The following is a 26,531-nucleotide window of genomic DNA, read 5'->3' as shown; positions in this document are numbered from 1 at the left end:
TAAAGCTCAATCCGCTCGCCCGAGAACGAATTCACCAGCTTCTGAATTGCCTCGGCCATGCTGCGTTTGCCTTCGCTGGAGTTTTCCGTATTCAACCTGGGCGAGACGTAGCAAAGAAAGAAATATCGTGCGCCGAGCTCCGTAGGATATAGAGGCCTCATGTCACGATGCTCACTTCAACCACGACAGAGGCGGTCAACTGCGTTTCGAAGAGATGTCTGGAGGAGTCCAGCGCCGCACGGCGGCCCGAGAACTCATTCGCATAAATAGTGGACACGAAATTCGATAGCTAAAAGCGTGCGACCCAAGTAGCGCAAATGGCAGCAAGTCTGGTACCTGCAGTTTTACAAACGCTTACGCTACGGCTACTCAACGATTCCTATTTTAGCTATCGAATTTCGACTTCGCTATTTTAAAGATTCGGCAAACACAATCCGGTGCAATGGAAGCAAGAACGAGAGCGAACGCCGGCGGGACGCGTAAAACGTGGCGCACGGGTCGTGGCGGCGGGACACGTAGAACGTGGCCGTCGCTGAGCGGCGCGCTTACAGTCGCGACGCCCGCCAAAAAGAAAGGGCTCCGCACAAAGAGGGTCACTACGGCGACGTCGAGACCGAGATTGGCCGCAGCGTAGGAGCACTGGCCATAGTTGCCAAACAGGCCGGCGCCGGAAGCGAAGTTGACAAGCGTTGAATCCGTTCGGCACTGACGCAGCGATAGACGTTCATGACGAATAGTTTGTTGTCACGAACCGCGAACATGATATTGGCGAGGCCCGTCTGCCAAGTTTCGGCAGTTGTATTGTTGGCGAGAGCCTGACGCGCGTCCTCCTCGCACGACCACTCTACCAGGTCATATATATCCTGGAAGTGGTAGTAGAACGTCATGCGGCTGACTCCGCAATCCTCGGTGAGATCAGCGATCGTAATTTTGTCAGGGGCTTGGTGAGGAGAAGGTGCTTGAGCGACTCCTCAAGGGCACGCTTGGTCAGTTGTCCGGACATAAAACCCCTTTCGATGTTCACTGCCCAAGCGCGAGGACACGTCTGGATGACACACCGACGTCCCCAGCCAAGAAAACACGCCAAGTAGGGGGCTATTTGGACTCCAGCCAAGTAGAGCCGAATCACGCAATCAGTTTAGCTGCGGTTTTGTCATGCTAAACATGGCGTCTACTTTGGCAACCTCAATTTAGCCCCCTACTTGACGCACTTTTTCAGAATCGGGGGCCGAAAGGGCGGCATTCAAGCCCAGCAGCCAACGTGGAAGAGTGACATTCAAGCCCACCAGCCAACGTGGAAGAGCAACATTCATGCCCGCCAGCCAGGGCGAAAGGGCGGCATTCAAGCCCATCAGCCAGCGAGGAAGGAAGATCGCAAATCCGAACAAGCGACAACAGGGGCGAAGCATGCACGTTCCGCGCGCCATCAGCAAATAGCGCGCGACAGGCAGATGCCCGCCGCGCGCCCGCATGCACGTTGTGAAAGGCCGCCGCTAGTTAACGCTCACACCGCCATCGACCTTGACACAGGCGCCCGTCATGAACGATGCGTCGTCGCTGGCGACAAACAGCACCGCGGCAGAAAGCTCCTCGGGCTTGCCCGTACGAATCTCCTTGTCGAGACCCGCCATGGCGCGGCCCATGCCAAACTGATCGATGCCGGAATCGGCCATCATCGAGCCGCTAATCTCAGTCTCGACGCCACCGGGGCAGATGGCGTTGCAGCGAATCCCCTCATGCGCATACATGTAGCCGGTGTTCTCGGTCATGCCGACAAGCGCATGCTTGGAAGCCGTGTAGGCCGCGCCAGCTCGGGCACCATTCGTGCCACCGATGGAAGCAACGTTGACGATGTTGCCTCTCGTCTCCTGGCCAAGCATCACCTGAACGGCCTTGCGCATGGCATACATGGGACCCTTGACATTAACGGCGAAGACCTTGTCCCAGCGCTCGTCCGAGATGTCGCCGATGGGCTCGAAGCCATCCATGATGCCCGCATTGTTCACAAGAATATCGAGCTTGCCACACTTCTCAACTGCGAAATCAATCATGCCGTCATTCGTCTCGCGCGCGGAAACGTCACCCACGTAAGGCAGGATCTTGCCAGGCAGGCCATCGGCCTCGGCCTGAGAGGCGAGCTCGGCAAGGCGTTCTTCGCGGCGAGCAACGGCAACGACCGTGGCACCTTCCTTGGCAAAGTCATAGGCAATCTGGCGGCCCATGCCCGAGCTTGCGCCAGTGACGACAACGCTCTTTCCTTCAAAACGCATGGCAAATCCCTTCTATTGTTAGGTAACACGACTAGCAATAGTTTGGCACAGGCGAGTCGAGCCGTCGTTTCCTTCTCGGCAGATGGCAGTTGGCTGACCCTATGCGGTAATCGCGTCCGTTAATGTCAGGTATTGGACGAGGGGTCGCTCGCAATTGCGGCATGACGGGTACGACTGGCATTCTCAGCCACGTTCTGCACGCGCGACATCACGCGTTCGTTGGCCGCGACCGTGATTTGCGCGCACGGCGCGCGCAAAACGTGGCAGCCGGCGCTGGCAGATGCAAAACGTGGAGATCGCCCGCGCGGCACGCGCTGAACATGTCTCGCGATATGCAAGGCCGCCACCCTACGCTCGGGCGCGCCGCCGGCATTCTCGCGACGCCCGCCAAAAAAGAAAGGGCTCCGCACAAAGCGGAGCCCCACGATAACGACGCCACGACAAACAGCAGCGAAACCTTACGGCCTCTGGCCCATGCCGCCCTCGAGGGTAATCGTCTCGCCGTTCATGTACTTGAAGTCAGGGCCACAGAGCTGAACGACGACGCGGCCAATCTCGGTTTCGACGTCGCCGTAGTGGCCAGCCGGCGGCATGTGAACGTTAGCCTTGAAGGCCTCGGGGTACGCAGCCTCGAAGTTCTCAAGCTGGGCGGTCCAAGCAAGCGGGCAGACGATGTTGACGCTCACGCCGTCCTTACCCCACTCGTTGGCAGCAACGCGCGTCAGGCCGCGGATGCCCTCCTTAGCCGCAGCGTAGGAGCACTGGCCGTAGTTGCCAAACAGACCGGCACCGGAAGCGAAGTTGACCACGGAGCCCTTGGTCTCCTTCAGGTGCGGGTACGCCTTCTGCATGTAGAGGAACGTGGCGTAGAGGCCCGAGTAGATGGCGAGGTTGAACTGGTCCATCGTGTGCTGCTCGATCGTCACGCCGGAAGCGGAAGCCTGGGCGTTGTTGACGACGGCGTCGATGCGGCCGAACTCCTCGATCGTCTTGTCGATGACGTTCTGCACGACGGCCTCGTTGTCCTGACCAGCGGAAACGTCACTCTGAACAGCGAGGACCTTGATGCCGTATTCGGCCTCCAGGCTCTCCTTGGCGGCCTCGAGTTTGGCAAAATTGCGACCGGTGATGACGAGGTTGGCACCCTCCTTGGCGAAGGCGATGTCGATGCCATAACCGATGGAACCAGCGCTGCCGTCCTTGAGCGTGGCCTTACCGCCGCCAGTGACGATAACGACCTTGCCGTCAAACATACCCATGTTGGTCTCCCTATTTAGCCGGCCCCGAGCGTCTGCCGCTTGGATCACCGATTGTGTCAACGTAACAGAGGGACAGCTTGTATTGGATAAGGTTTCGGCAGGAGAGGCGCGATGCCCGATGGAAGGGCTTTCGAGCCAGTGGGTTCATCTTTCCGAGAAGGACCACGCCGAGCGAACGCGCGCAGCCGGGGCCACGCTGAGCGGGCGCGCGTAGCCGAGACAGGCCGGTCATGCAGGCGCGCTTGGCCGAGAAGAACCGCCGCGCCGAGGCGGCGTCGTACGAGCTAGCGCGCCCGGCGGGCCGCCTTGCGCTCGTCGCGGCGTTCGTGGCGCTCAATCGTGGCCTCGGCGGCGGAGAAGCGACAGCCGCAGTAGTTCTGACGATACATGCCCAGCTCGCGACTCTCGGTCGTGGCCTTGGGATAGAGCGGGCGCCAGTCGCGTACAACGGCCGTGAGCCCGTTCGCCGTGGCGAGTCGCTCGAGAATCTCGGTGCAGTCCTCGAAGAGCTGGTAAGGCGACACGGCCAACGTGGTTGATACGTGCGAGAAGCCCAGCTCGCGGGCCACACGGCATGCGGCATCGAGGCGGATCGTGTAGCAGGCGCGACAGCGCGGAACGCGGTCGAAGCCATGGGGAGCAACGACGCGCTCCCAACGTTCGCGGCCCTCGGCCGTGGTGAGCGCGGAGTTGACGCCGGATCCCGCACCGCGCTCGCAGCGAACCACGGTGACACCCGCGACGTCGGCCCAGGTCAGAAGCGTGGCGAGGCGCAAGTCGTGCTCGGCGACGGGTTGGATGTTGGGATTGTCCCAGAGGATGACGGGCTCGAAGCCCTCGTCACGAAGGCTCGCGACAGGCTCGAGCGAGCAGGGGCCGCAGCAGGCGTGAAGCGCCAGCGGCACGCGGCCGGTCTCCTGTGCGATGCGCCCGATGTCGATCATGTCAGCCCTCCTCCATCGGCGCCGGAACGTTCATGCGAGTCGGGCGCGCACGTTGCCCACTGTGCCACGTTGCGCGTCACCGCGCCCGCCGGCATCCGCGAGTCCACCCGCGCGCGCCGCCGCAGTACACCTCCGCACGCGCCGCCGCAGCGCGCCTCCGCACACACCGTCCATCCAAGACCCTCATCATCGCAGAGGCGCCCTCGTAAAGCATCCATCAATTTGGGAGCGACGGCGTAAAGCCAGCGTAAGCCGTTTCTTTCAAGTCTGTAAACGACGGACTCCCGAAATATTTCTGTAACCATCCCGCGCGATTATACGAGCATGCGCGGTGTGCGGAGGGGTTTTACCCTTCCTCCCTTCCCTCTCCGCAGACCGCACGCAAGGGCGCCCGGCTCCAGTCCCCGGGCGCCTTTTTTTGCAACGAGCGCAGCGCGGCGCGTCGTTCGACTCACAAGCCGGCGCACTGAAACGAGCCCAGCGCGATGCCAAGACCGCAATGCATCGGTCACCATCTACTCGTGCCGCGACCATTACTCAGATCACCAGGACACCTCGAGGCTCCTTTAGGAGTCCATTTGATGTCGTTCTCCTATTGTTTCCGATTTATTACACGATGCTGTACTCATGCGCAAGAGCGCAGCTGCTCGTTCGCCCTCAGGTACACGTGCGGCGACGGTTTTAACGAGAACGACCTCCGCCACTTCATCGATGTCCTCAACGAGCAACTTGCCGAGGGCAACACCTATACCACACTCGTCATCCTCGCAAACGAGGGCGACCGCTGGGAGCACCCCGCGCAGGTGGTCCACTCGCCTACAGCGCGCAGACGTTTTTGGGAGCGCCCTCGAGCCAGGCGAGGACGTTGTCGAACTCGATAACGGCACGGCGCTCCATGGCCTCCTCAGTGAGATACGCCACATGGGGCGTGAGCACGCAGTTCTTGGCGGAGGCGAGCGCGTAGCCCTGAGGCAGCGGCGGCTCCATGTCGAAGACGTCGATGCCAGCGCCGGCGAGCTTGCCCTCGTTCAGCGCGGCGGCGAGCGCATCGTTGTCCACGATCGGGCCACGCGCGCAGTTCACGAGCACGGCACCGTCCTTCATGCGCACGATCTTCTCGGCATCAAGGAAGCCGCGGGTCTCGGGCGTGAGGGGCAGGTGGAGGCTCACGATGTCGGACTCGGCGAGAAGCTCCTCGAGGCTCGCGAACTCGATGCCCGCCGCCCGGGCCGCCTCGCTCTCGTGGCGCGCATAGCCCAGCACGCGGGCACCAAACGCGCCAAACAGCCTCGCCGCGGCGCACCCGATGTGGCCCGTGCCCACGATGCCCACGGTCTTGCCAGAGATCTCGCGCCCCATGAGGCCAGCCGACGTGCCGCCCGCACGCGTTGCCGCATCGGCCGGCACGACGTGACGCAGCACGTCGATCGCGAGGCCCACCGCGAGCTCCGCCACGCTGACGTCCGAGTAGCCGGCGCAGTTGCACACGGTGACGCCACGCTTGCGGGCCGCGTCGAGGTCCACGTGGTCGATGCCCGTGAACGCCACGGCGATCATCTTGAGCGCGTCGGCGCCGCGCACGACCTCGGCCGGATAGGGATTGTTGGCGATCATGACCACGTCGGCGCCGACAGAGCGACGGGCGAGCTCGGAGACGTCCGTCGTCTTCTCGGGCCAGTAGACGAACGCGTGGCCGGCCTCCTCGATGGGACGCGCGAGCTCGCGGACGCGCGCCTCCGGGATGCCAAGCGGCTCGAGCAGGGATACCTTCATTCGATCGTCTCCTTATGAGGGCGCCCGCCGCGAGGGGCGGGCAGCGGCTTTGTTACGCGTGTTCGCGCGAGCGGCCCATGACGGGTTACCCGCGCCATAGGCAGGCACCCGCCACAATGGACGGACTACGCCATAGAAAGGCACCCACCGCAATGGACGGGTGCCGCAAAAAGAAGGCGCCCGCCGCGGGGACGGACGCCCAAAGCGCTACATCTGGGAGAGCTTCTCGCTCAGCAGCTGGTTGAAGAGCTTGGGGTTACCCTTGCCGCGGCTCTCCTTCATGCACTGGCCCACGAGGAAGCCCACGACCTTGGTGTTGCCGCCGCGGTACTGCTCGACCTGCTCGCCGCAACGCGCGAGCACGGCGTCGACCACAGGCTCGAGCGCGCCGGTATCACTCACCTGGCGCATGCCGCGCTCGTCGACGACCTTCTCGGGGTCGAGGTCGGTGCCGTTGACCGCGTCGAGTACCTCGCGCGCCTGCGCAAACGAGATGGCGTCTCCCGCGAGCAGGGCGCTGATGCCCGCAACCTGGGCGGGCGTGAGCGCGTCGTAGGCGGGAGCGAGGTTCACCATGACGTTGCCCACGGTGACCATGGCCTTTTCCGGCGCGAGCTTGCAGGCCTGCTCGAAGAACTCCGCCGTCACGGGGTCGCCGGCGATCTGCTCGGCGTCCGCGCGCTTGAGGCCGTACTGCTCGCAGAAGCGGTCACGCTTGGCATCCGGCAGCTCCGGGATCTCCGCGCGGCACTCGTCGATGAACTCGTTCGTGAGGTCGAACGGGGCGAGGTCGGGGTCCGGGAAGAGGCGGTAGTCGTCCGCCGTTTCCTTCACGCGCATGACGACGGTGCGCTTGCGGCTCGGCTCCCAGTGGCGCGTCTCCTGGTAGATGACGCCGCCCTCCTCGAGGACCTCGGCCTGGCGGCAGATCTCGTACTCGAGGCCGTCATGCAGGGCCTTGAAGGAGTTGAGGTTCTTGAGCTCGGTCTTCGTGCCGAGCTTCGTCTCGCCGCGGCGGCGCAGGCTGACGTTACCGTCGCAGCGCATGGAGCCCTTCTCCATCGAGCAGTCAGAGATGCCCAGCGTCAGGAACACGCGGCGAAGCTTCTCCATGAACAGGCGCGCCTCCTCGGGCGTGCGGAGGTCTGGCTCGGTCACGAGCTCGATCAGGGGCGTGCCGCAGCGGTTGTAGTCAACGAGGCTCTCCGTCGCGCCGCCGATGCGGCCCTCCTCGCCGCCCACGTGGACCATCTTGGCGGCATCCTCCTCCATGTGGATGCGCAGGATGCGGATGGGCACGGTGTAGGAGCCGTCCTCCGCGCGCTCGGGAAGCACGAGGTTGGCGGTGTCATAGGTGCCCTGGCTCGAGGCCTTGGGACGAGCGGCGCCACCCTCGGGCAGGTGGTCGCTCATGGCGGTCGAGAGGCCCACGGCGTTGGCGCTGGCGCTCGCGAGGCTCTGGGCCTCGGCCTCACCGAAGGCGCACTCCGGGCGCTCCGCCGCACCACGGCCCGTGACCTCGAGGTTGAGGTGGCCGTGCATGCAGAAGGCGACGGGGCCCTGCGTGGTCTGGAAGTTCTTGGCCATGTCCGGGTAGAAGTAGTGCTTGCGGTAGAACATGCTGTGGCGCATGATCTCGCAGTTCGTGGCCAGGCCCGCCTTCACGATCGACTGGATGGCGCGGCGGTTGGGCACGGGCAGCGCACCCGGAAGTCCCAGGCAGACGGGGCACACGTTGGTGTTGGGCTCGTCGTCATGGGACAGGTGGCAGTTACAGAACATCTTCGTGTCGAGCGTGGTGAGCTCGGTGTGGATCTCGAGGCCAATCACGGCCTCCCAGTCCTGGAGAACGTCGGCGAGCTTCTTCATGCGAGCTCACCCCCCTTCCCGGCGAAGTCAGGAGCGACGGCGAGCGCGGGCGAGCCGTCCGCGTGGCCCGCGGCGGCAGCAGCGCCCTTCTCCACCGCGCGCGCGAACGTGAGCAGGCGGCGATCCTGGAACGCCGGTCCCACGAGCTGGGCAGACGTGGGCAGGCCGGAGTCCGCACCCAGGCCCAGCGGCACCGAGACGCCGCCGTTGCCGGCGATGTTGATGCTGATGGTGTAGAGGTCCGAGAGGTACATCTGCGTCGGGTCGGAGATCTCGCCGAACTTGAACGCCGTACGCGGGCTGGCCGGCATCAGGATGACGTCGACCTTCTCGTAGGCGGCAGCGTAGTCGCGCGTGATGAGGGTGCGCGCCTTCTGGGCAGCGAGGTAGTACTTCTCGTACACGCCGCTCGAGAGCAGCCAGGCACCCAGCATCTGGCGACGCTTGGCCTCCGCACCGAAGCCGTGGGCGCGAGAGAGCGAGCTCTGCTCGACCAGGGTGGCGCAGTTGGGCTCCTGGTAGCCGTAGCGCACGCCGTCGAAGCGCGCGAGGTTGGAGAAGGCCTCGCAGGGGCCGAGGACGTAGTAGGCGGCGATGGCGGCATCGAGGTTGGGGAGCTCCACCTCGACGAGCTCGGCGCCCTGCTCGCGCAGGGACTCAGCGGCGGCGGTGACGGCGGCCTTGACCTCGGCGGTGAGGCCGTCTGCCTCCATGAGGGCGGGGATGATGCCGACACGCTTGCCGGCGACGCCGTCCTCGAGGTGCTCCGTGAAGTCGACCGGGCAGTCCTGGCTCGTGGAGTCCTTGGGGTCGCGGCCGGGGCCGACGAGCGCGTTCATGGCGAGCGCCACGTCCGCGACGCTGCGGGCGAAGGGGCCCACCTGGTCGAGCGACGAGCCGAACGCCACGACGCCGTAGCGCGAGACCGCGCCGTACGTGGGCTTCATGCCGACGACGCCGCAGAGGCTCGCCGGCTGGCGGATCGATCCGCCGGTGTCAGAGCCCAGGGCGAGCGTGACCTCACCGGCGGCGACGGCCGCGGCCGATCCGCCCGAGGAGCCGCCGGGCACGCGCTCGAGGTCCCACGGGTTGTTGGTGCGGTGGAATGCCGAGGACTCCGTGGAGGAGCCGAAGGCGAACTCGTCCATGTTTGCCTTGCCGATGGGCAGGCAGCCCGCATCGAGCATGCGCTGGACGCAGGTGGCGGTGTAGACGCTCTCGTAGTTCTCGAGCATGCGGGAGGCGCAGGTGGTGCGCGTGCCCACGAGCATCATGTTGTCCTTGATGGCGAGCGGCACGCCGGCGAGCGGCGGCAGAGGCTTGCCAGCCGCGCGGTCCGCGTCGATGCGGGCTGCGGCGTCGAGGGCGAGCTCCGGCGAGACCTGGAGGAACGCCTGGACGGCGCCGTCGCGCGCCTCGACGGCGTCGAGCGCGGCGCGGGCGACCTCGGTCGCGGTGAAGTCACCGGCGGAGACGCCCGCGGCGATCTGGGCGGCGGAGAGTGTGTCGAGGGTAGCCATTACTGATCGCCTCCGAGGATGGACGGCACGCGGAAGTAGCGGTCGCGCGCGCTGGGGGCGTCGAGCAGGGCGTCCTCGATCGAGAGGCCCGGCGCCACGACGTCCGCGCCCATGACGTTGGAGAGGTCTCCGATGGGGTGGAACGTGGGCGGGACGTCAGCCTCGCCATACTGAAGGACGGGCTCGAGCACGCCCGTGATGGCGCCGTTCATGTACGCCGTCATCTCGGTGAGCTCTTCGTCCGTGAGGGCGATGCGGGCGTAGTCCGCGATGCCGCGCACGTCGCGTTCGCTTAGTGCCATGTGGCCTCCCATACATAGTGGTTAACCCTGTCATTCTATGGCAGGTTGCGGACGTCAAGCACGAGCGGGCGCGATTGTGTCAGTACGGTAACAGTGCGGGGCGAGGGTGGGCGGGTGCGAGGCACGGGGCACGAGGCTCGTTTACCGCCGCGTTCTGCGTGCCTGGCCACGGCCACCAGCGCAGCGCCCGTAAGCGCGACGAGGGTGGTAGCCACCAGGAAGCCCTAGCCCTCGCGCACGCGCCTGGCCACGGCCACCAGCGCAGTGCCCATAAGCGCGACGAGAGCTGCCGCCGAGACGAGCACCGCCTGCACGCCAAACGCATCCGCAAGCATCGGCGCCGCGAGCAACGGCAGCGTGCCCGACACGCTGATGCCCACGCGCATAAGTGCACTCACGCTGCCGAGGTGGCCCAGCTCGCAGTTGCGCTGCGTGAGCGTCACACGCAGGGGCATGATCATGCCATTCGCTGCCCCGAGGATGAGCTGGCCGGCGGCAGCGCACCACACGAACGGCGTCGCCGTGTAGAGCACCGCTCCCAGGCCCTCCAGCACAAGCAGGCCGCACAGCACCGGCAGCGTCACGCGGCGCGCGGGCACGCGGCCGGCAAGGAGAGACCCCACCGTGGCACCCACGCCCACGATCGCCGTGAGCCAGCCCATCCACTCGGCGCCAACGCGAAGCACGTCTCGGTAGAAGAGGCTCTCGAGCGAGTCGAACGCGCCAAAGCCGAGGTTGCCGAGGAAACACACGGCAAACAGCACGATGAGCGCCGGGTTCGCTACCGTGGCGCGCACGCCATCCGTCAGGCGCGAGAGCAGGGAGGGCGTGGTCTGCCCGCCGTCCTGTGGGTGCTCGGGACGAACGCGCTCGCGAAGGCGCAGCGCAACGAGCACGCCAAGGACGGATGTCACGGGCAGCACGGCGAACACGAGGCGGTTGTCGGTCGCGCCGGCGATGGCGCCGGCAAACAGCGGTCCTGCGATGACGGCAACGAACGTCACCACGCTGTTGAGCGAGTTCACGCGCGCGAGCAGGATCTCGTCGTTCGTGAGATAGCGAGGAAATGTCTCAACGGCTGTCGATGCCGCGGCGCCGGCAAGTCCCATCACGATTGCCACAACCAGCAGCGACACCATGCAGACGGGCATGGCGAACACGACGGCGGCCGCGGCGAGCGGCAGCGCCAGAGACGCCACGAGCACGGTCCTCGGGCCCGCAGCGTCAATGAGGGCACCGGCAGCCGAGTATCCCACAAGCATCACGACATTCATCACGAACACGAGCGCCGAGACCTCTGCCGCGCCCGCATCCAGCACGTAGGTGGCGCAGCCGATGATGCCCACAAAGTAGGCCGCCTGGAACCCCAACTGGTTGAGAAAACACGCTGCGACAAGCCGCCTGAGCGTCGCGTCCACGAGCAGCCCCCCACTTGAGCGTTCATTTCTCGACGCATTGTAGCGCGAGGCCGTTGCCGACCATGCCGCAACGACACCGCCATTCGCAGCGATATCGACATTGTTATGGCGTTTATGCATGCTCAGCGGCTCTCCAGCGTGCAAAAACGCCGCGGCATCCGCGTCGGCGTGCCGAATCGCCCCGCCATCCGCGGCAACGTGCATAAGCGCTGCCCCGATTGCGCCGGTGTGCCGTAACAACACAGCCATTGCTGTAGCGTTTATGCATGCTCAGTGGCTCTCCAGCGTGCATAATCGCCGCATCATCCGCATCGGCGTGCCGAAACGCCGCACCAGCCGCATCGGCGTGCCGAAACGCCGCACCAGCCGCGCCGTCCACCTCGGCAAATCACATAACCAACAACCTCGGCCAGCTATTTCTCAATTCTAGTGTTAATACCGGTTAACTAGTGGTATATATCTACAAGGGAAACAACGAGGGCCGCCCAGCCCTAGTCAGGAGGTAACGCATATGAGCGAAATCATCGACGTCTACGGCCGTCAGGTACTCGATTCGCGCGGCAACCCCACCGTCGAGGTCGAGGTCACCCTCGGCGACGGCTCGCACGGCCGCGCCATCGTGCCGTCCGGCGCATCCACTGGCGAGTTCGAGGCGGTCGAGCTGCGCGACGGTGACAAGTCCGTCTACGGTGGCAAGGGCACGCTCAAGGCCGTCGCCCACGTCAACGACGAGTGCGCCGACGCGGTTCTCGGCATGGATGCCACGGACCAGCGCGGCATCGACGCGGCCCTCATCGCCGCGGACGGCACGCCGAACAAGGGCAACCTCGGCGCCAACGCCATCCTCGGCGTGTCACTCGCCTGCGCCCGCGCCGCGGCCGAGTCCGTGGGTCTGCCGCTCTACCGCTACCTGGGCGGCCCGAACGCCCACACCCTGCCCACGCCGATGATGAACATCCTGAACGGCGGCGTCCACGCGGACAACAACGTCGACTTCCAGGAGTTCATGATCATGCCGGTGGGCGCCCCCACCTTCTCCGAGGCGCTGCGCTGGTGCACCGAGGTCTACCACACGCTCAAAGGCGTCCTCTCCGAGAGTGGTCACGCCACGGGCGTGGGCGACGAGGGCGGCTTCGCGCCCGACCTCAAGACGAACGCCGAGCCCTTCGAGTGGATCGAGCGCGCCGTCGAGAAGGCCGGCTACAAGCCCGGCGAGGACTTCATGTACGCCATGGACCCCGCCACCTCGGAGTGCTTCAACAAGGAGACGGGCCTCTACGAGCTCAAGGGCGAAGGCCGCACGCTCACGAGCGACGAGATGATCGACTACTGGAGCGAGCTCATCGGCCGCTTCCCCATCATCTCGATCGAGGACGGCCTGGCCGAGGAAGACTGGGACGGCTGGACCAACCTCACGCGTGCCATCGGCAACAAGGTGCAGCTCGTGGGCGATGACCTGTTCGTGACGAACAAGTCGCGCCTCGAGAAGGGCATCAAGCTGGGCGCCGCCAACGCGCTGCTCATGAAGGTGAACCAGATCGGGTCTCTCACCGAGAGCCTCGAAGCCATGGCGACCGCCGAGCGCTACGGCTATGCGCAGGTCGTCTCTCACCGTTCCGGCGAGACCGAGGACACCACGATCGCCGACATCGCGGTTGCCACGAACGCCGGCCAGATCAAGACCGGCGCTCCCTGCCGCACCGACCGCGTCGCCAAGTACAACCAGCTGCTCCGCATCGAGGACGAGCTGGGCGATGCCGCGACCTACGCTGGCATGAGCCCGTTCCGATTCCTGAAGTAACGGCTTTTCGCCTCTGCGGCGCGCTCACCGCCGCAGAGGCCCCTTGGGAGCCGAGTCGAAAGCAGAGATGTCGTATCTCTCCCGCATAGACTCGGTCGGGCGAACTCGGCTCCGACTCGTCTCCCAAGGGACCAAACAGCTCCGTAAGCCTTGCTTTACCCGATGTTCGTGGGCCCTCTCCCCCGCGAACTAAAACCTCCGGGCGGTCGTGTCCCAGCACGTCGTCCACGAGGCCGTGCGTCCCCGCGCGCGAGTCTCAACCCGGAGCGTCGTGTCCCCGCACGCGCTCCCCAGGCGCCCGCGTGTCCCCGCACGCGGGCGCTTTTTGCTGCCGATACGCCGCGTTTCGCTGAGCTACTCCCCTCGCTGCGCCGTGCCATCCCTGCTCGCTGCGCCGCTCTCCTCGCTGGACCGTTCCCCTCGCTGGACCGTCCTACTCGCCGCGCCGTTCTCCTCGCTGGACCGTTCCCCTCGCTGGACCGTCCTACTCGCCGCGCCGTTCTCCTCACCGCGCCGTGCCACTCGCCGCCGATACGCCACGAGCACCGCACCGCCCGCTGCCCTGCTCGCTACCGTGGCGCTTTTGCACATCCCACTCGTTGGCATAGCGTTTCTGCACGCTCAGAGCCCGCGCAGCGCGCAATAACGCCACAGCAATGGAGTCAGCGCGCAATAACGCCGCAGCAACGTCACCACGGGCCGCCCGCCGATGCATATGAGCCGCTGGCGAAACGGACGTCACAAGAATTGCGCCCTGACCTGGGCTGTTAGGTCTCCGTTAGATTCCCGTCAGGTTTTCTCGACGTCGCCCCTGTTACCCTGCACGAGACGAACGGAGGAGACATGGGCACAAAACGGGACGTCGAGATAGGCATCTTGCTTGACGAGGCCCAGAGGACACGTCGATGCCTCGCGACGCATGATCGCAAGCTCAAGGCCGCGCTCGACCGTCGAACGCCCAATCAGCTCGTGAGTCCGCGCAGTCACCTCTATGCGCGAAAGAGCTACTGGGACGGCCTAGGTCGCCGGCAGCGTGAGGAACACATCCTGCGAGCCGAGGCCACGCTTCGCCCCGAACTCGTCCTCTGCCACGCAAGCGCGGCGCTGCTGCACGGGCTGCCCGTATCGTTTCGCCGCCTTGCCAGCGTCCACGTGCTGTCAGGCGAACGCTGGCCGTCGACGCGTAGCGCGGGCCGCATCACACGCCACAGGCGCACCGAGGCAACCAGGCCAATGGTGGAGCGGATCGACGGCATTCTCGTCACCTCACTTGAGGACACGATAGTCGATTGCCTCCTCGAGCTGGGCTTTCGAGAGGGCCTCGCAATCGCAGACGCGGGCCTCGCGCGCCTGGGAATCGACGCTGTCGAGCTTGACGTTCTGATCAGTGAACGGGGATGCCATCGCCCCGGCGTGCGGCACGCGCTCGAAACCGCGCGCCACGCTGACGCACGCAGCGAGAGCGGCGGTGAGTCCATGGCGCGCGCCATCATGATCGAGCACGGTTTCATGCTTCCCGAGTTGCAGGTCCCCATCGAGAACCCCGACAACCCCGGTCATCCCTGGCGCTGCGACTTCTTCTGGGAGCTGCCAGACGGCACGATCATCGTCGGCGAGCTGGACGGCGGCGAGAAGTACGTCAACCGAGCCATGACACACGGCCGAGACGCGCTGCAGGTAATGCGCGATGAGCGGCTTCGCGAATCCGGCATGACGCTCGCCGTCGACCGCATCGTGCGCTTCACGTTCTCGGACGTGGCCAACGAGGCACGCCTCGTGGCGCTGCTAGAGCGCTTCGGCATCCCGCATGTCGCGTAGCATCCCGAGAATGGCATGGCGTTTATGCACGTCATCATTACTCGCGCGGCGCTATTACACGCTCAACGGCTCCCCAGCGTGCAATAGCGCTCCGCCAATGGATCCGGCACGCAGAAACGCCGCAGCAATGGAACCGGCATGCAATAACACCCCAGCAACGTACCCGCCGGCGCCACCGCGCGCAACAAAAAAGCGCCGCTACCCGCAAGGGGTAGCGGCGCCGCAAAGCGTCACGCAAACAAGCGCTAGAACAGGCCGAGGAAGCCGTGAACGAACAGCGCGGCCACGGCGGCGCCCACGAAGGGCGCGATGCCGGGAACGAGCAGGCCGTACTTCCAGTTATTGTCAGCCTTGTTCTTGATAGGAAGCAGCTGGTAGGCCATGCGCGGACCAAGGTCACGAGCCTGGTTCATGGCAAAACCGGTGATGCCACCCATGCCCATGCCGACGGCCCACACGATGAGGCCCACGCAGATAGCGAGCATCAGGACGTTCTCGCCAGCGCGGCTCGCGGCGGCCAAAATTGCGGAGATGAACACGAAGGTGCAGATGGCCTCGCAGAAGAAGTCACGAACGAAGTTCGTACCCTCTTTCGTGGGGTTCGTCGAGAAGATGTTGCGCTGGGCAATCGGGTCAATGACGCCCTCGGAGGCCTTGAACTCGTCGGCGTACATGAGCCAGGCGATGCAAGCGCCCGCGAAGCCACCGAGCATGTCGGCCACCATGTAGGGGATGCAGCTCGCCCAGGGGACGAGACCCACGATGCACTGCGCAAGCACCATGGCCGGATTCATGCACACGGCGCCGCCAAAGACGAACAGGCACACGGAGATGCCGAACGACCACGTCGTGATGGCGAACATGTGGCCGGAACCCTGGTACTTCGTGCCCTTGAGCACGGTGTCGCAGTGGACGCCCACGCCAAAGACGATCATGAGTGCCGTGCTGCCAAACTCGCACAGCATATGGAAAAGCAGATCGTTGCTGATCACGTGCAAAACTCCTTCGAACGTACTTCCTTCTGTTCCCTATCGACAGGCCGCGCCCCCGCGGCCGAATAGGCTAGTGCTGAGCAACGACCACGCCCAGGCCATCAGGAATGACGGCGACCTTGGCGTCAGCGCCCTTCATCTCGAACGCCAGCGCAAGCGCCTCTTCCACGGTGTTGACCGGCGTCATGTGCATGTCGCGGATCATCTGGTGGTCGCACAGGTCGGTGACGAGAATAACCGGGTGATGCGCCAGGATGCGAGCGAAGATCTGGCTCGTCCACTGGTCGGGCAGGGTCTCGTCCTTCGGACGGTCGATGCAAGCACGCTCGAACTCGGCCGGATCGTTGTCGGCAATGTTGTGGTACAGGCCCTCGCCGCCGTGACCGTCCGCGCAGCCGGCCACGTCGACGATCACGCCACCCTCGGGAAGCGTGGCCTCGGCGGCACACATGCCCTTGACGGCCTGGTAGATGTTCTGGTCAAGAGGGTAGCCGCCGTTCGTGGTCACGGCGATGTCGCACGCCACGGGCTCCACGCCGGCAAGCTTCCTCACAAAGTCGCAGCCGGCCTCGTGGGCCTCGTGGATGTCGCCGGCAAACGAGCCGATGACCTCATGTTTACCATTGAGCACCACGTTGAGCACGAAGGCGAGGTGCGCCATCTCGGCGGCGGCGAACATATCTTCGCTGATGTGGTTGTGGCACAGGTTGCCGGCGCGGGAGTGAGAGTCGTTCACGAACTGACCGTTGTGGTTGTACATGATCGTCTTGTAGCTGGCCACGCCCGGAAGCACGGACTTGCGGCTGCCCGAGAAGCCCGCGAAGAAATGCGGCTCGATGAAGCCCTCCGCAAGCAGCAGGTCGGCATCGGCCGCGACCTTGTTGATGATGCACTCGCCGCCGGAGGGCAGCGTGCCGATCTTCTCCATCATGCTGTCGTCGGTGGCGACGTGCATGACGATCTCCTCGTTGGCGACGATGTCCTCGCCGTACTTGTTGACGAGCTCCTCGTGCGTGGAGGGACGGTGCATGCCCGTGGCCACGAGGATGCGCACGCGTGCCTCAGGCGCCGCGGCGTGGATGCGGCGAAGCAGGATGGGCATCGTCACGCGCGAGGGCACGGGGCGCGTGTGGTCGGAGCTGATGATGACGATGTCACGCTTGCCCGCGCAAAGCTCCTCGAGCTTGGGAGAGCCGTAGGGGTTGTCGAGGGAATCCTCGACGAGCTGCTCCTGGCTCTCGGACGGCTTGAAGTCATTCTGGTGGCCCTGCATGAGGCCAGCGAAGTTCTTGTCCTCGAGACGAATGGTCATCGTCTTGTGGTCATACGGCAGTTCGGTTTCGAACATGGTTCGAATCGCTTCCCTTTTCCTTGCAGACGCGCCTTATGTAAGGCGTGCCCTGTGGTGTAGATACCGCGTTGCAACGAGGTGCCGATTGGGCGCTGCCTAGGGTACACCGCGCAAGAACTACCGTCCACGACAAATTTGCTACCGTTCGCCAAGTTCAGAAAAAAAGAAAACCGCTGCCCGAGAAGCCCGAGCAGCGGTCTCAGCTCACGCCAGAAACCTGACACGAGAATGATTCTGTAAGGTTGTCCTTACGCGTTCAGCGCGGCGTTCACGGCGACGGCGCAGGCGACGGTGGCACCGACCATGGGGTTGTTGCCCATGCCGATGAGACCCATCATGTCGACGTGCGCAGGCACGGAGGAGGAGCCGGCGAACTGGGCGTCAGAGTGCATGCGGCCCATGGTGTCGGTCATGCCGTAGGAGGCGGGGCCGGCGCCCATGTTGTCCGGGTGCAGGGTACGACCAGTGCCGCCACCAGAAGCGACGGAGAAGTACTTCTTGCCAGCCTCGAGGCGCTCCTTCTTGTAGGTGCCAGCAACGGGGTGCTGGAAGCGCGTCGGGTTGGTGGAGTTACCGGTGATCGAGATGTCGACGTTCTCGTGCCACATGATGGCAACGCCCTCGCGGACGTCATCGGCGCCGTAGCAGTTGACGGCGGCACGCGGGCCATCGGAGTACGGGATGGTCTCAACAACCTTGAGCTCACCCGTGTAGTAGTCGAACTGCGTCTTCACGTAGGTGAAGCCGTTGATGCGGGCGATGATCTGGGCAGCGTCCTTGCCAAGGCCGTTCAGGATGACGCGGAGCGGCTTCTGACGGGCCTTGTTGGCGTTGAGGGCCAGGCCGATGGCGCCCTCAGCGGCAGCGAAGGACTCGTGGCCGGCGAGGAACGCGAAGCACTCGGTGTCGTCAGAGAGCAGCATGGCGCCGAGGTTGCCGTGGCCGAGACCGACCTTACGGTCCTCAGCTACGGAGCCGGGGACGGTGAAGGCCTGGATGCCCTCGCCGATCACGGAAGCGGCCTCGGAAGCGGACTTGACGCCACGCTTGACAGCCAGGGCGCAGCCCAGGGTGTAGGCCCACTCGGCGTTCTGGAAGGCGATGGACTGCGTGTTGTGGACGATCTCACGCGGGTTGAAGCCCTTGTCAGTGCAGATCTGCAGGGCCTCCTCGAGGGAGGCGATGCCGTTGTCGGCGAGGCACTTGTTGATCTTCTCAACGCGGCGCTCGTAACCTTCGAACGTAACAGCCATGGTTATATCCCTCCCTTTCTACTCGTGAACCGGGAACGTGCTGGCGACGGAGTGGGTCTCCTCGTCAGTGCGCGGATCGATGTACTTGGCGGCGTTGTCCCACTGGCCGTAGTGGCCCATGGCGCCCTGGATGGCGTCCTCAGCGGACTTGCCGGCCTTGAGGGCGTCAGTGAACTTGCCGAGGTTCAGGAACTCGAACGCGATGATCTCGTTCTTGTCGTTGAGCGCCATGCGGGTGACGTAGCCCTGGGCGAGCTCGAGGTAACGAGCGCCCTTGGCCTTGGTGCCGAACATGGTGCCGACCTGGGAGCGAAGGCCCTTGCCGAGGTCGTCGAGGGAGGCGCCGACGGGCAGGCCGCCTTCGGAGAACGCGGTCTGGCTGCGACCGTAGACGATCTGCAGGAAGATCTCGCGCATGGCGACGTTAATGGCATCGCAGACGAGGTCGGTGTTGAGGGCCTCAAGGATGGTCTTGCCGGGAAGAATCTCGGAAGCCATGGCGGCGGAGTGGGTCATGCCGGAGCAGCCGATGGTCTCGACCAGGGCCTCCTCGATGATGCCCTCCTTGACGTTCAGCGTGAGCTTGCAGGCGCCCTGCTGGGGAGCGCACCAACCCACACCGTGCGTGAGGCCAGAGATGTCAGAGATCTCCTTGGCCTGAACCCACTTGCCCTCCTCGGGGATGGGCGCGGGGCCGTGGTAAGCACCCTTGGCGACGGGGCACATGTTCTCCACTTCCTGTGAATACTGCATGCCTCTCCTTTCTTTGCGCGAGCCGGCACGCCAAGACGGCGAATCCGGCGCATACGGACCACGACACTCCCCGGTGCCGCGGCGTCCATCGTGTTGCGCGCCCGCAAGCGAACGCGACTTCCACAGACGTTGCAATCATAGCGCAGACGAGCCCGCGCGCGAACGTCGCGAGTTGCCCATTTGTAACGTTTCCGCACGTAGAATGCGAGTTGTACAGAGTTGGGCGGTCAACTTCGCATCCTGCGAGCTAACCTGAATAGCCTTGAGCGGCCTATAGATAAAACACGAGCGAATCCCGCCCGAACGTCTCCATCCATCGCTCACAGATCAAGCCGTGGTTGAACTTGATGACCTTGGCGAGATTACGTAAATCCTTCTCGGGGATGCTGCTGTTGTTGTTGGCAAGGATGCATCCGCCGGAAGACGTGAGCCAGAACTTTGTTGAATTCTTCTCTGGATGCCTCACCGCAACGTGCACGTGGACGGGCTCTCCATTCTCTGAGACCCAAAAGAACAGCACATATCTACCGACTACGAGAACCTTAGGCATTAGGCAGTCAGCCTCTCGCTTGGATCCGCCTGAGCGAATTCGAAGATAAGCGGCGCGTTGTTTTTTACAAGGGCGTCAAGCTTCTTCATCTCGTCATCCGTGAAGCCCTCAACATCGCTCCAGGTAAAAGCAGGGAGCATGCAGCGCGCAGAATTGAAGCCCATGTCGACCGGGCGCTCAATACGAACCTCAACGGTACCGTCCTCGTGCATATCCGAATAGGCAACCTGAGTTTCATCAGGAAGCTGGATGTAATCCCAAAACATGATGCCCTCCTCTCGCTCGTCGCCCACTCACTCAATTCTACCCAGCGAGCGCAGCGATCACGGCATCGGCGACGCGGAGGCCGTCGGTCGCGGCGCTCATGATGCCGCCGGCGTAGCCCGCGCCCTCGCCCGCCGGGAAGAGTCCGGCATGGCTCACGCTCTGGAAGCCCTCGCCGCGCGTGACGCGCACCGGCGAGCTCGAGCGGCTCTCGACGCCCGTGAGCACGGCCTCGGCGTCATCGAACCCGCGGAGGTGGCGCGCCATGGCGGGGATGGCCTCGCGCAGGGTCTCAGCGACATAGGGCGGAAGGCACCCGTCCACCTCGCCCCAGGCGACGCCGCGCGGGTAGGTGGGCCTGACGCGGCCGGCCGCGCTCGAGGCCTCGCGACGCAGGAAGTCTCCCACGAGCTGCGCCGGAGCGACGTAGCCGCCGCCACCCATCTCAAACGCCGCGCGCTCGCACTGGCGCTGAAGCTCGATACCGGCGAGCGGGTCGTCGCCGGGCAGGTCGCTCGGCAAGACGTTGGCGAGCAGCCCCGAGTTCGCGTTGACACCGGCACGGGCCGCGAGGCTCATGCCGTTCGTGACGACGCCGCCCTCCTCGCTCGCAGCGGCGACCACATAGCCGCCGGGACACATGCAGAAGCTGTAGGCACTGCGGCCGCTCGGGAGATGTGCCACGAGCTTGTAGGGCGCGGCCCCAAGCGCGGGGTGTCCGGCGGAGGGACCGTACTGCGCGCGGTCGATATCAGCCTGGAGGTGCTCGATGCGCACGCCCATGGCGAAAGTCTTGCGGTCGAGCGCCACGCCCAGGTCACGCAGGAGCTCGAAGACGTCGCGAGCGGAATGTCCGCAAGCGAGGACGAGGGCGTCCGTGCAAAGGCGCTCCTCCACGAGAAGGCCGGACGGCTCTCGGCGTTCGAGGGAGACGGCCTCGACACGCGGCGAGGTGGTGCCGCCCGCCATGTCAATGCCCGCGAGCCTCGTGCGGAAGCGGATCTCGCCGCCAAGCTCGCGAATGCGCGCGCAGATGTGGTCAACAACACCCGGCAGGACATCCGAGCCGATGTGCGGCTTCGCGTCCCAGGCGATCTCTGGCGCAGCGCCCGCCTCCACGAAGGTATCGAGAACGAGGCGGTGCAGAACGCTCTTCGTGCCGGTGGTGAGCTTGCCGTCGGAGAAGGTTCCGGCGCCGCCCGCGCCAAACTGGATGTTGTTCTCGCAGTCGAGCTCGCCCGTCTCGTTGAAGCGGCGGACGGCCTCGCCACGGCGACTGGCATCGTCACCGCGCTCGACCAGGATGGGGTCGAGCCCGGCGGACGCGAGCGCAAGCGCGCAGAAAAGGCCCGCGCAGCCCGCACCGACCACGACGGGCCGGTGGGCTGGAGTCTTCGCGACGCGTGGCGGGAGCAGCGGCGCATTGTCCTCGACCTGCTGGATACCGCGGTCGTTCTTGCGACGCGCGAGCTTGGCGAGAAGGGCCCTCTCCGCGTTCGCCCCGCCGCGCAGCGTCACCCGCGCCGTCACCGCGAGGTGCACGTTGTCGCGCTTGCGAGCGTCGACGGAGCGACGGCGCAGTTCGACGCCCGTGACGTCGTCCGGGGCGACGTGCAGGCGGCGGAGGACCGCCGTGCGGACGGCGCGGCGCTCGGACTCGGGCGTGCCATCGAGCCTGGCGAGGGCGATCTTGAGGTTTGAGATCTCTAGCATGCGGAGCTTCCCTTTGCGTTGGAGCTGGACGAACGTGAAGCGCGGGAGTCAGCGGGCGCGGCAGCATCGGCGTCCTTCTCGGCCTCCCCCACAGACGGGCGCGCGGCGATGCCCGCCTCGGCAGCGGCGGCGCCAACGCGCAGACCGCTCGACCAGGCCCAGGCGAGGTTGAAACCGCCGCAATCGGCATCCACGTCGATGGCCTCGCCGCAGGCGAAGAGCCCAGGCGCACCCGCAATGGCGAGGGTGTCCGCGGAGAGTGCGGAGACGTCGATGCCACCGCGGGTCACCTGCGCATGCGCCTCGTCCGCAAGGCCGGTCACGCGGAAGGGCAGGCCCTTCACGAGCGGTGCCACGCGCCAGGCGAGGCCATCTGCGCCAGGGCCGCCAGCGAGGGCGATGAGCTCAGCCGCGATCACCGGGTCGAGGATGCCGTCAAGGGCAGTCGCCTCACCGGGATGGCGCGCGACGAGTGCGTCGACCTCCCAGGCGTCCACGTCCGGGGCGAGATCGAGCTCGACCATGTCACCGGGACGCGCCCTCCTCGACAGGTCAAACGAGATGATGCCGGAGAGCCCGTACGGACGGAAGAGCACCTCCCCCGCCTCGCGAAACACCACGCGGCCTCCTCGCGTGAGGGACGCCACGCAACGGGCGCGGCGTCCGTCAAGAGCATCAAGCAACGAGGGCGCCGGCCCCACCGCGGCGAGCGCACAAAGCACGGGAGACTCGTCCGCGACGGAAACACCCAACCCGCGCACGAGCGCGGACCCGCCGCCAGAGGCGACCACGACGGCACCGGCGTCAAACGAGGAGGAGCGCCCATCCCAGGCCTGATCGAAGCGAACGCGCCAAGACGCATCGCGCCGCCTGAGCGAGGTGACCTCGCGGGCGGACGCGAACGTGACGCCAGCACGCGCCGCGCGAGCGAGAAGGACGTTGCGCACGCTCGCTGCCTGGCGGCTGCGCGGGTAGAGCCTGCCTTCCTCCTCCGCCCAGACGAGGCCGCACCCCGCGAAGAAGCCGAGGATGTCCTCGAGCGCGACAGCCGGCTCCCCCATGACGGCGGAGACGAACTCGGGATTGCGATAGCGAGCCGAATCGAGCTCGGCGTTCGCGAAGTTGCAGCGGCCGTTGCCCGTGGCGAGGATCGTCCTGCCGCAGGCGAGGTCGCACTCGAGCACGACGACGGAGGCGCCTGCCTCGGCGGCGGTAATCGCACACGCGAGGCCAGACGCACCGCCGCCTATGACGGCGACGTCAGCGCGCTTGGGCAGAACAACGCCAGCGGCGGCAGCGAGGGCCTGTTCCCTCTCCCTCGCGCGCGCCGCGCCGGCGGAAGTCTTGCGGCGAGTCGCCACGCTAGACCTCGCTCGGAGTCACGTCGACGACATCGCCACCCGCCGCCTCGGCCTTCTTCGCCTTGTAGGCGGCAGCGGCGGCAGCAGCTCGCTCCGCCATCGTGGGCTCGCGAGGCTTGGGCTCCTGCTCGGCAACCTCGAGCTCGGGGAGGTCGAGGGCGAAGGCGACGGCGTCGGACAGGAGGCCCTCGGGCAGGGCATCCTCGAAGGTGCCGTCATCGCAGGCCGCGGCGATGGCCGGGTCGATCGGGAGCGTGCCGAGCACGGGCAGACCGTAGCCAGCGGCGACCTCCGCGAGCTTGCTCTCGCCAAAGACCGCGATGTGCTCGCCGCAGTGCGGGCAAACCGCGTAGCTCATGTTCTCCACAAGGCCGAGGACCGGGATCTTCATCTGGGCGGCCATGTTCACAGCCTTGCCCACGATCATCGAGACGAGGTCCTGCGGGCTCGTGACGATAACGATGCCCTCGATCGGTAGGCTCTGGAAGACGGTGAGCGCGACGTCGCCCGTTCCGGGAGGCATGTCTACGAGCATGTAGTCGATGTCGCCCCACGCGGTGTCGCCCCAGAACTGGCGGATGGCACCGCCGAGGACGGGACCCCTCCACAGGACGGGCTGAGACTCGTCCTCAAGGACGAGGTTGGCGCTCATGACCTTGACGCCATGCTTCGAGATGCACGGGAGAAGGTGGCCGTCCTCGACCTGGGCGCGCTTGTCGGCCATGCCGAACATGTGCGGGATGGAGGGGCCGGTGATGTCCGCGTCGAGGATGGCGACGGTCTTGCCGGCACGCGAGAGCTCGCGGGCAAGAATGCCCGTCACGAGCGACTTGCCCACGCCTCCCTTGCCGGAGACGACGCCGATGAGGTGGTGCACGCGCGAAAGATCGCCCAGCTCAAACTGGGGAATGCCGTTCTGATCTGCCATTGGGGCTCCGTTTCTTGGAAACGCGACGACGCGTGGCGCGCCGACGCCGTTTGGAACACGGACTCCATTCTACCCATGCGGCGGGCGCGGGGCGGAGACGGGCAGAAGCTCGCGGGCGCGGGGCGGAGACGGGCAGAAGCTCGCGGGCGCGGGGCGGAGGCGGGCGCGACGCGCGAGCGGGGCACACGGCGCGTCACCAGCTCCGCTCCCTAGCCCTCGCGGTTGAGCTCGTCGATGATCGCAGGGAGGGCGTCCGCGAGCTCGCTCATGCGACCGCACCAGATGGCGCGGCGCGGATGGGTGTGACCCACATAGGCGGTGCGCATGCCGATGTTCGGACGAGGAAAGTCGCGGCGGGCGTCGTTGCCAACCATGAGGCACTCGCTGGGAGCAAGGCCGATCGCCGAGACAAACTCCTCGTAATAGCGCGCCTTCGGCTTGAGGCGCGTCGAGTTGCCGGAATGGCTCACGCGAAGAAACGGTGCGTCCTCGATGCCAGCCCAGCCCATGCGCGCGTGAATGCAGTTCTCGGAGAAGCTCGGATTCGTCGCCAGCGCCACGGAAAGGCCGAGCTCGCCGGCTCGCTCGATGGCGTCGAGTCCGCCCGGCATCGGGCGTGCGGCAACCAGGCCGGCGCCGCGGCGCGGCAGGATCTCGCGCTCGTAATAGCCGATGGCGTCTGCGATGGCCGAGTCTCCCACGGGAACGCCGCTCACGCGCTCGAACTCCGCATTGAAGACCTCTTGGTTGGTGAGGCCATCGGCGCGTGCATCATTGCTCACGGCGAGGTAGCCGCGAGCGTACGCCATGCCAAACAAGAGCGTGGGCGCCCCGGAGATGCTCGAGAGGATGCGCGACGTGTCAGCTACGTAGGCGCTCATGAACGCCGTGAGGTTGATGTCGAGCAGCGTGTCGTCCATGTCAAAGAGGACGGCTTTTATCATGCTAGCTCCTTCTGTTTTGCGTGAGCCTTCATTCTACCCACTGAATCGCCGCAGTCCTCGAACTTCCATGTGCGCCGTAACCAGGTGCGTCCCGAGCAACCGTCCCGGCAGCACGAAAAGGGACGTCCACCTTCCGACGGACGTCCCTACCGGCACACTCTCAGAGTCTCTCCTAGAAGAAGCTCTTTCCATCAAGCGCCGCCTCGTCGAAGGGAATCCCTGCGGCCTTCATCATGGTCGGCGCCTCGTCGATCAGGCGCAGGCCCTGGTAGCGACCCGGCTTGACGCCAGGGCCAGCCATGATGAAGCACGGCTTCTCCCCCCTGAAGGGCATGTGACCGTGCGTGGCGAGGCTGTACTTGTAGTCATCGCCACCGGCGGGCGTCACGAGCGGGCCCTCCGCGTCGTCGCCAAAGGCGTAGTTCGGGGCAGCCTCGAAGATGTAGGAGAAGTCCCCGGCGGTGTGGAAACGCTGCCTCGCCTCGTCGTTCGTGAGGGCGTCAGTCACGTAACCCTCGTCAAACAGCGGCGTGAGGGCCTTCATTGCGGGCTCCAGGTACACCTCGTCTCTCACGAAGAGCTCGGCGGAGATGCCGCCGGACTGCACGTAGGCGTTCCAGGAGCTGACCTCCCCCGCCTCGTCGACCTCGAGAAGGCCGGCCTTGGCGAGGAGCACGTTGGCGGAGAGCTTGTAGTCCACCTCAAGGTGGCCGTGGTCGCCAAGGACGCAGATCACGGTGTCGTCGAGCACATTCGCATCCTCGAGGGCGTCAAAGGTGCGCGTGAGCCACCCGTCGTGCAGGCGGAGCGCCTCCTGCACCTCGGGGGCGTGGTTGCCCGCGACGTGCCTCACGTGGTCGAGGTGAGCCTGGTGGTCGAGGATGACCTGGGGCGCCCGTTCGCGAATCAGGTCCTCGAGGCAACGTACCTCGAACTCGTCATACGAGGGGTGGGTCGCGTTGGCGACGTCATACTCGTCGAGGTAGCGGGACGCATACTCCCAGCCGGCGTCGTTGCAACCGTCACGGTAGACCGCCTCCACGGTGGGATACGCGCTCCACTTCCAGATCTCCGGGATGTCATAAGTGACGGGGGCGTTGGCGCTCACCGGCCACCCGATGGACGCCGTCGTCATCCCAGCCTCGGACGCCCAGTCGAAGACCGTCGGGACCCTGATCGCAGAGTAGTCCCAGTACCACTCCTCGTTCCTGCTGGCAGGATCGAGCTTCTGGTTGTGGGGAACGCCCGTGCGCTCGGGCCAGCAACCAGATCCGATGCTCGCATGGCAGACGTAGGTGAGCGTCGGGTAGACGCTCTCGACGTGCTCGAAGACCGCCGCGTTCTCGAGGAGCCTCGAGAATCCGGGAAGATGGCGCGTGTCGGGCAGGTCGGTCGTGAAGAGGGCGTCCACACAAATGACAAGAAGCCTATGCATTGGCCATACCTCC

General features: G+C 65.4%; 22 protein-coding genes. 2 read left to right on the top strand and 20 right to left on the bottom strand.

Annotation, left to right across the window (positions count from 1 at the left end; all coding sequences use genetic code 11):
- Positions 1-596: 596 nt before the first annotated feature.
- From ABCN07_RS00195 to ABCN07_RS00155, 9 genes are all read right to left on the bottom strand, one after another.
- A complete protein-coding gene (locus ABCN07_RS00195) occupies positions 597-887 on the bottom strand; it encodes a hypothetical protein (RefSeq protein WP_343004869.1) in 291 nt (96 codons plus the stop codon).
- A 606-nt stretch (positions 888-1,493) separates the two neighbouring features.
- On the bottom strand, positions 1,494-2,270 hold the full coding sequence (locus ABCN07_RS00190; protein WP_343004868.1) for an SDR family NAD(P)-dependent oxidoreductase: 777 nt from the start codon (positions 2,268-2,270) through the stop codon (positions 1,494-1,496).
- 458 nt (positions 2,271-2,728) lie between these two features.
- Complete coding sequence (locus ABCN07_RS00185; protein ID WP_343004867.1) at positions 2,729-3,529, bottom strand: SDR family oxidoreductase; 801 nt, start codon at positions 3,527-3,529, stop codon at positions 2,729-2,731.
- 284 nt (positions 3,530-3,813) lie between these two features.
- On the bottom strand, positions 3,814-4,473 hold the full coding sequence (locus tag ABCN07_RS00180) for an epoxyqueuosine reductase QueH (RefSeq protein ID WP_343004866.1): 660 nt from the start codon (positions 4,471-4,473) through the stop codon (positions 3,814-3,816).
- A gap of 816 nt (positions 4,474-5,289) precedes the next feature.
- Positions 5,290-6,246, bottom strand: a complete 957-nt coding sequence (locus tag ABCN07_RS00175; RefSeq protein ID WP_343004865.1) for a 2-hydroxyacid dehydrogenase — start codon at positions 6,244-6,246, stop codon at positions 5,290-5,292.
- 207 nt (positions 6,247-6,453) lie between these two features.
- The gene (gene gatB, locus ABCN07_RS00170; RefSeq protein ID WP_343004864.1) at positions 6,454-8,115 is read right to left on the bottom strand and encodes an Asp-tRNA(Asn)/Glu-tRNA(Gln) amidotransferase subunit GatB; all 1,662 of its coding nucleotides are present in this window, start codon (positions 8,113-8,115) and stop codon (positions 6,454-6,456) included.
- On the bottom strand, positions 8,112-9,635 hold the full coding sequence (gatA, locus tag ABCN07_RS00165) for an Asp-tRNA(Asn)/Glu-tRNA(Gln) amidotransferase subunit GatA (protein ID WP_343004863.1): 1,524 nt from the start codon (positions 9,633-9,635) through the stop codon (positions 8,112-8,114). The genes gatB and gatA overlap by 4 nt, the downstream gene beginning before the upstream one ends.
- A complete protein-coding gene (locus tag ABCN07_RS00160; protein WP_154054258.1) occupies positions 9,635-9,937 on the bottom strand; it encodes an Asp-tRNA(Asn)/Glu-tRNA(Gln) amidotransferase subunit GatC in 303 nt (100 codons plus the stop codon). Before ABCN07_RS00160 ends, gatA begins: the two co-directional genes overlap by 1 nt.
- A 224-nt stretch (positions 9,938-10,161) precedes the next feature.
- Positions 10,162-11,355 carry an MFS transporter gene (locus ABCN07_RS00155; protein WP_343004861.1) on the bottom strand — a complete coding sequence of 398 codons (1,194 nt, stop codon included), beginning with the start codon at positions 11,353-11,355 and terminating at the stop codon, positions 10,162-10,164.
- A 511-nt stretch (positions 11,356-11,866) separates the two neighbouring features.
- On the opposite strand from ABCN07_RS00155, the gene eno reads away from it, so the two are divergent.
- A complete protein-coding gene (gene eno, locus ABCN07_RS00150) occupies positions 11,867-13,156 on the top strand; it encodes a phosphopyruvate hydratase (protein ID WP_343004860.1) in 1,290 nt (429 codons plus the stop codon).
- 843 nt (positions 13,157-13,999) lie between these two features.
- Positions 14,000-14,974, top strand: coding sequence for a hypothetical protein (locus ABCN07_RS00145; protein ID WP_343004858.1), 975 nt, complete (start codon positions 14,000-14,002; stop codon positions 14,972-14,974).
- Between the two features lie 245 nt (positions 14,975-15,219).
- On the opposite strand, the gene larD is transcribed toward ABCN07_RS00145, so the two are convergent.
- From larD to ABCN07_RS00090, 11 genes are all read right to left on the bottom strand, one after another.
- Positions 15,220-15,966, bottom strand: coding sequence for a D/L-lactic acid transporter LarD (larD, locus tag ABCN07_RS00140; RefSeq protein ID WP_343004857.1), 747 nt, complete (start codon positions 15,964-15,966; stop codon positions 15,220-15,222).
- A gap of 70 nt (positions 15,967-16,036) precedes the next feature.
- Positions 16,037-17,314, bottom strand: a complete 1,278-nt coding sequence (larA, locus tag ABCN07_RS00135) for a nickel-dependent lactate racemase (RefSeq protein ID WP_343004856.1) — start codon at positions 17,312-17,314, stop codon at positions 16,037-16,039.
- A gap of 251 nt (positions 17,315-17,565) precedes the next feature.
- Positions 17,566-18,570, bottom strand: coding sequence for a GGGtGRT protein (locus ABCN07_RS00130; protein ID WP_307975502.1), 1,005 nt, complete (start codon positions 18,568-18,570; stop codon positions 17,566-17,568).
- A gap of 18 nt (positions 18,571-18,588) precedes the next feature.
- On the bottom strand, positions 18,589-19,323 hold the full coding sequence (locus ABCN07_RS00125) for a hypothetical protein (protein ID WP_293836553.1): 735 nt from the start codon (positions 19,321-19,323) through the stop codon (positions 18,589-18,591).
- A gap of 271 nt (positions 19,324-19,594) precedes the next feature.
- Entirely contained in the window at positions 19,595-19,873 is a 279-nt protein-coding gene (locus tag ABCN07_RS00120; protein ID WP_343004855.1) for a DUF4160 domain-containing protein, read from the bottom strand.
- Positions 19,873-20,139 (bottom strand): hypothetical protein, encoded by a 267-nt coding sequence (locus ABCN07_RS00115; protein WP_293814949.1) that lies wholly within the window; start codon positions 20,137-20,139, stop codon positions 19,873-19,875. Before ABCN07_RS00115 ends, ABCN07_RS00120 begins: the two co-directional genes overlap by 1 nt.
- Positions 20,140-20,176: 37 nt before the next feature.
- Positions 20,177-21,850, bottom strand: coding sequence for an FAD-dependent protein (locus ABCN07_RS00110; protein ID WP_343004851.1), 1,674 nt, complete (start codon positions 21,848-21,850; stop codon positions 20,177-20,179).
- Positions 21,844-23,211, bottom strand: coding sequence for an aminoacetone oxidase family FAD-binding enzyme (locus ABCN07_RS00105; RefSeq protein WP_343004850.1), 1,368 nt, complete (start codon positions 23,209-23,211; stop codon positions 21,844-21,846). The genes ABCN07_RS00110 and ABCN07_RS00105 overlap by 7 nt, the downstream gene beginning before the upstream one ends.
- A 1-nt stretch (position 23,212) precedes the next feature.
- Positions 23,213-24,139 carry an Mrp/NBP35 family ATP-binding protein gene (locus ABCN07_RS00100; RefSeq protein ID WP_343004848.1) on the bottom strand — a complete coding sequence of 309 codons (927 nt, stop codon included), beginning with the start codon at positions 24,137-24,139 and terminating at the stop codon, positions 23,213-23,215.
- Positions 24,140-24,348: 209 nt separating this feature from the next.
- The gene (locus ABCN07_RS00095) at positions 24,349-25,083 is read right to left on the bottom strand and encodes an HAD family hydrolase (RefSeq protein ID WP_343004847.1); all 735 of its coding nucleotides are present in this window, start codon (positions 25,081-25,083) and stop codon (positions 24,349-24,351) included.
- A gap of 172 nt (positions 25,084-25,255) precedes the next feature.
- Positions 25,256-26,518 carry an alkaline phosphatase family protein gene (locus ABCN07_RS00090; RefSeq protein WP_343004846.1) on the bottom strand — a complete coding sequence of 421 codons (1,263 nt, stop codon included), beginning with the start codon at positions 26,516-26,518 and terminating at the stop codon, positions 25,256-25,258.
- Between the last annotated feature and the right edge of the window lie 13 nt (positions 26,519-26,531).

The sequence above is a fragment of the Collinsella sp. 1033st1_E11_1033SCRN_220408 genome, assembly GCF_039062465.1.
In the GTDB taxonomy this organism is placed as follows: Bacteria; Actinomycetota; Coriobacteriia; order Coriobacteriales; family Atopobiaceae; genus Parolsenella.
Note: the sequence above shows the minus strand (reverse complement) of the source record. Positions and strands in the feature narration are given on the sequence as shown.

Bases quoted from the DNA above. Each gene is read 5' to 3' on its own strand.
- ABCN07_RS00195 (WP_343004869.1), bottom strand. From the start codon at position 887: ATGACGTTCTACTACCACTTCCAGGATATATATGACCTGGTAGAGTGG.
- ABCN07_RS00190 (WP_343004868.1), bottom strand. From the start codon at position 2,270: ATGCGTTTTGAAGGAAAGAGCGTTGTCGTCACTGGCGCAAGCTCGGGC.
- ABCN07_RS00185 (WP_343004867.1), bottom strand. From the start codon at position 3,529: ATGGGTATGTTTGACGGCAAGGTCGTTATCGTCACTGGCGGCGGTAAG.
- ABCN07_RS00180 (WP_343004866.1), bottom strand. From the start codon at position 4,473: ATGATCGACATCGGGCGCATCGCACAGGAGACCGGCCGCGTGCCGCTG.
- ABCN07_RS00175 (WP_343004865.1), bottom strand. From the start codon at position 6,246: ATGAAGGTATCCCTGCTCGAGCCGCTTGGCATCCCGGAGGCGCGCGTC.
- gatB (WP_343004864.1), bottom strand. From the start codon at position 8,115: ATGAAGAAGCTCGCCGACGTTCTCCAGGACTGGGAGGCCGTGATTGGC.
- gatA (WP_343004863.1), bottom strand. From the start codon at position 9,635: ATGGCTACCCTCGACACACTCTCCGCCGCCCAGATCGCCGCGGGCGTC.
- ABCN07_RS00160 (WP_154054258.1), bottom strand. From the start codon at position 9,937: ATGGCACTAAGCGAACGCGACGTGCGCGGCATCGCGGACTACGCCCGC.
- eno (WP_343004860.1), top strand. From the start codon at position 11,867: ATGAGCGAAATCATCGACGTCTACGGCCGTCAGGTACTCGATTCGCGC.
- ABCN07_RS00145 (WP_343004858.1), top strand. From the start codon at position 14,000: ATGGGCACAAAACGGGACGTCGAGATAGGCATCTTGCTTGACGAGGCC.
- larA (WP_343004856.1), bottom strand. From the start codon at position 17,314: ATGTTCGAAACCGAACTGCCGTATGACCACAAGACGATGACCATTCGT.
- ABCN07_RS00130 (WP_307975502.1), bottom strand. From the start codon at position 18,570: ATGGCTGTTACGTTCGAAGGTTACGAGCGCCGCGTTGAGAAGATCAAC.
- ABCN07_RS00125 (WP_293836553.1), bottom strand. From the start codon at position 19,323: ATGCAGTATTCACAGGAAGTGGAGAACATGTGCCCCGTCGCCAAGGGT.
- ABCN07_RS00120 (WP_343004855.1), bottom strand. From the start codon at position 19,873: ATGCCTAAGGTTCTCGTAGTCGGTAGATATGTGCTGTTCTTTTGGGTC.
- ABCN07_RS00115 (WP_293814949.1), bottom strand. From the start codon at position 20,139: ATGTTTTGGGATTACATCCAGCTTCCTGATGAAACTCAGGTTGCCTAT.
- ABCN07_RS00110 (WP_343004851.1), bottom strand. From the start codon at position 21,850: ATGCTAGAGATCTCAAACCTCAAGATCGCCCTCGCCAGGCTCGATGGC.
- ABCN07_RS00100 (WP_343004848.1), bottom strand. From the start codon at position 24,139: ATGGCAGATCAGAACGGCATTCCCCAGTTTGAGCTGGGCGATCTTTCG.
- ABCN07_RS00095 (WP_343004847.1), bottom strand. From the start codon at position 25,083: ATGATAAAAGCCGTCCTCTTTGACATGGACGACACGCTGCTCGACATC.
- ABCN07_RS00090 (WP_343004846.1), bottom strand. From the start codon at position 26,518: ATGCATAGGCTTCTTGTCATTTGTGTGGACGCCCTCTTCACGACCGAC.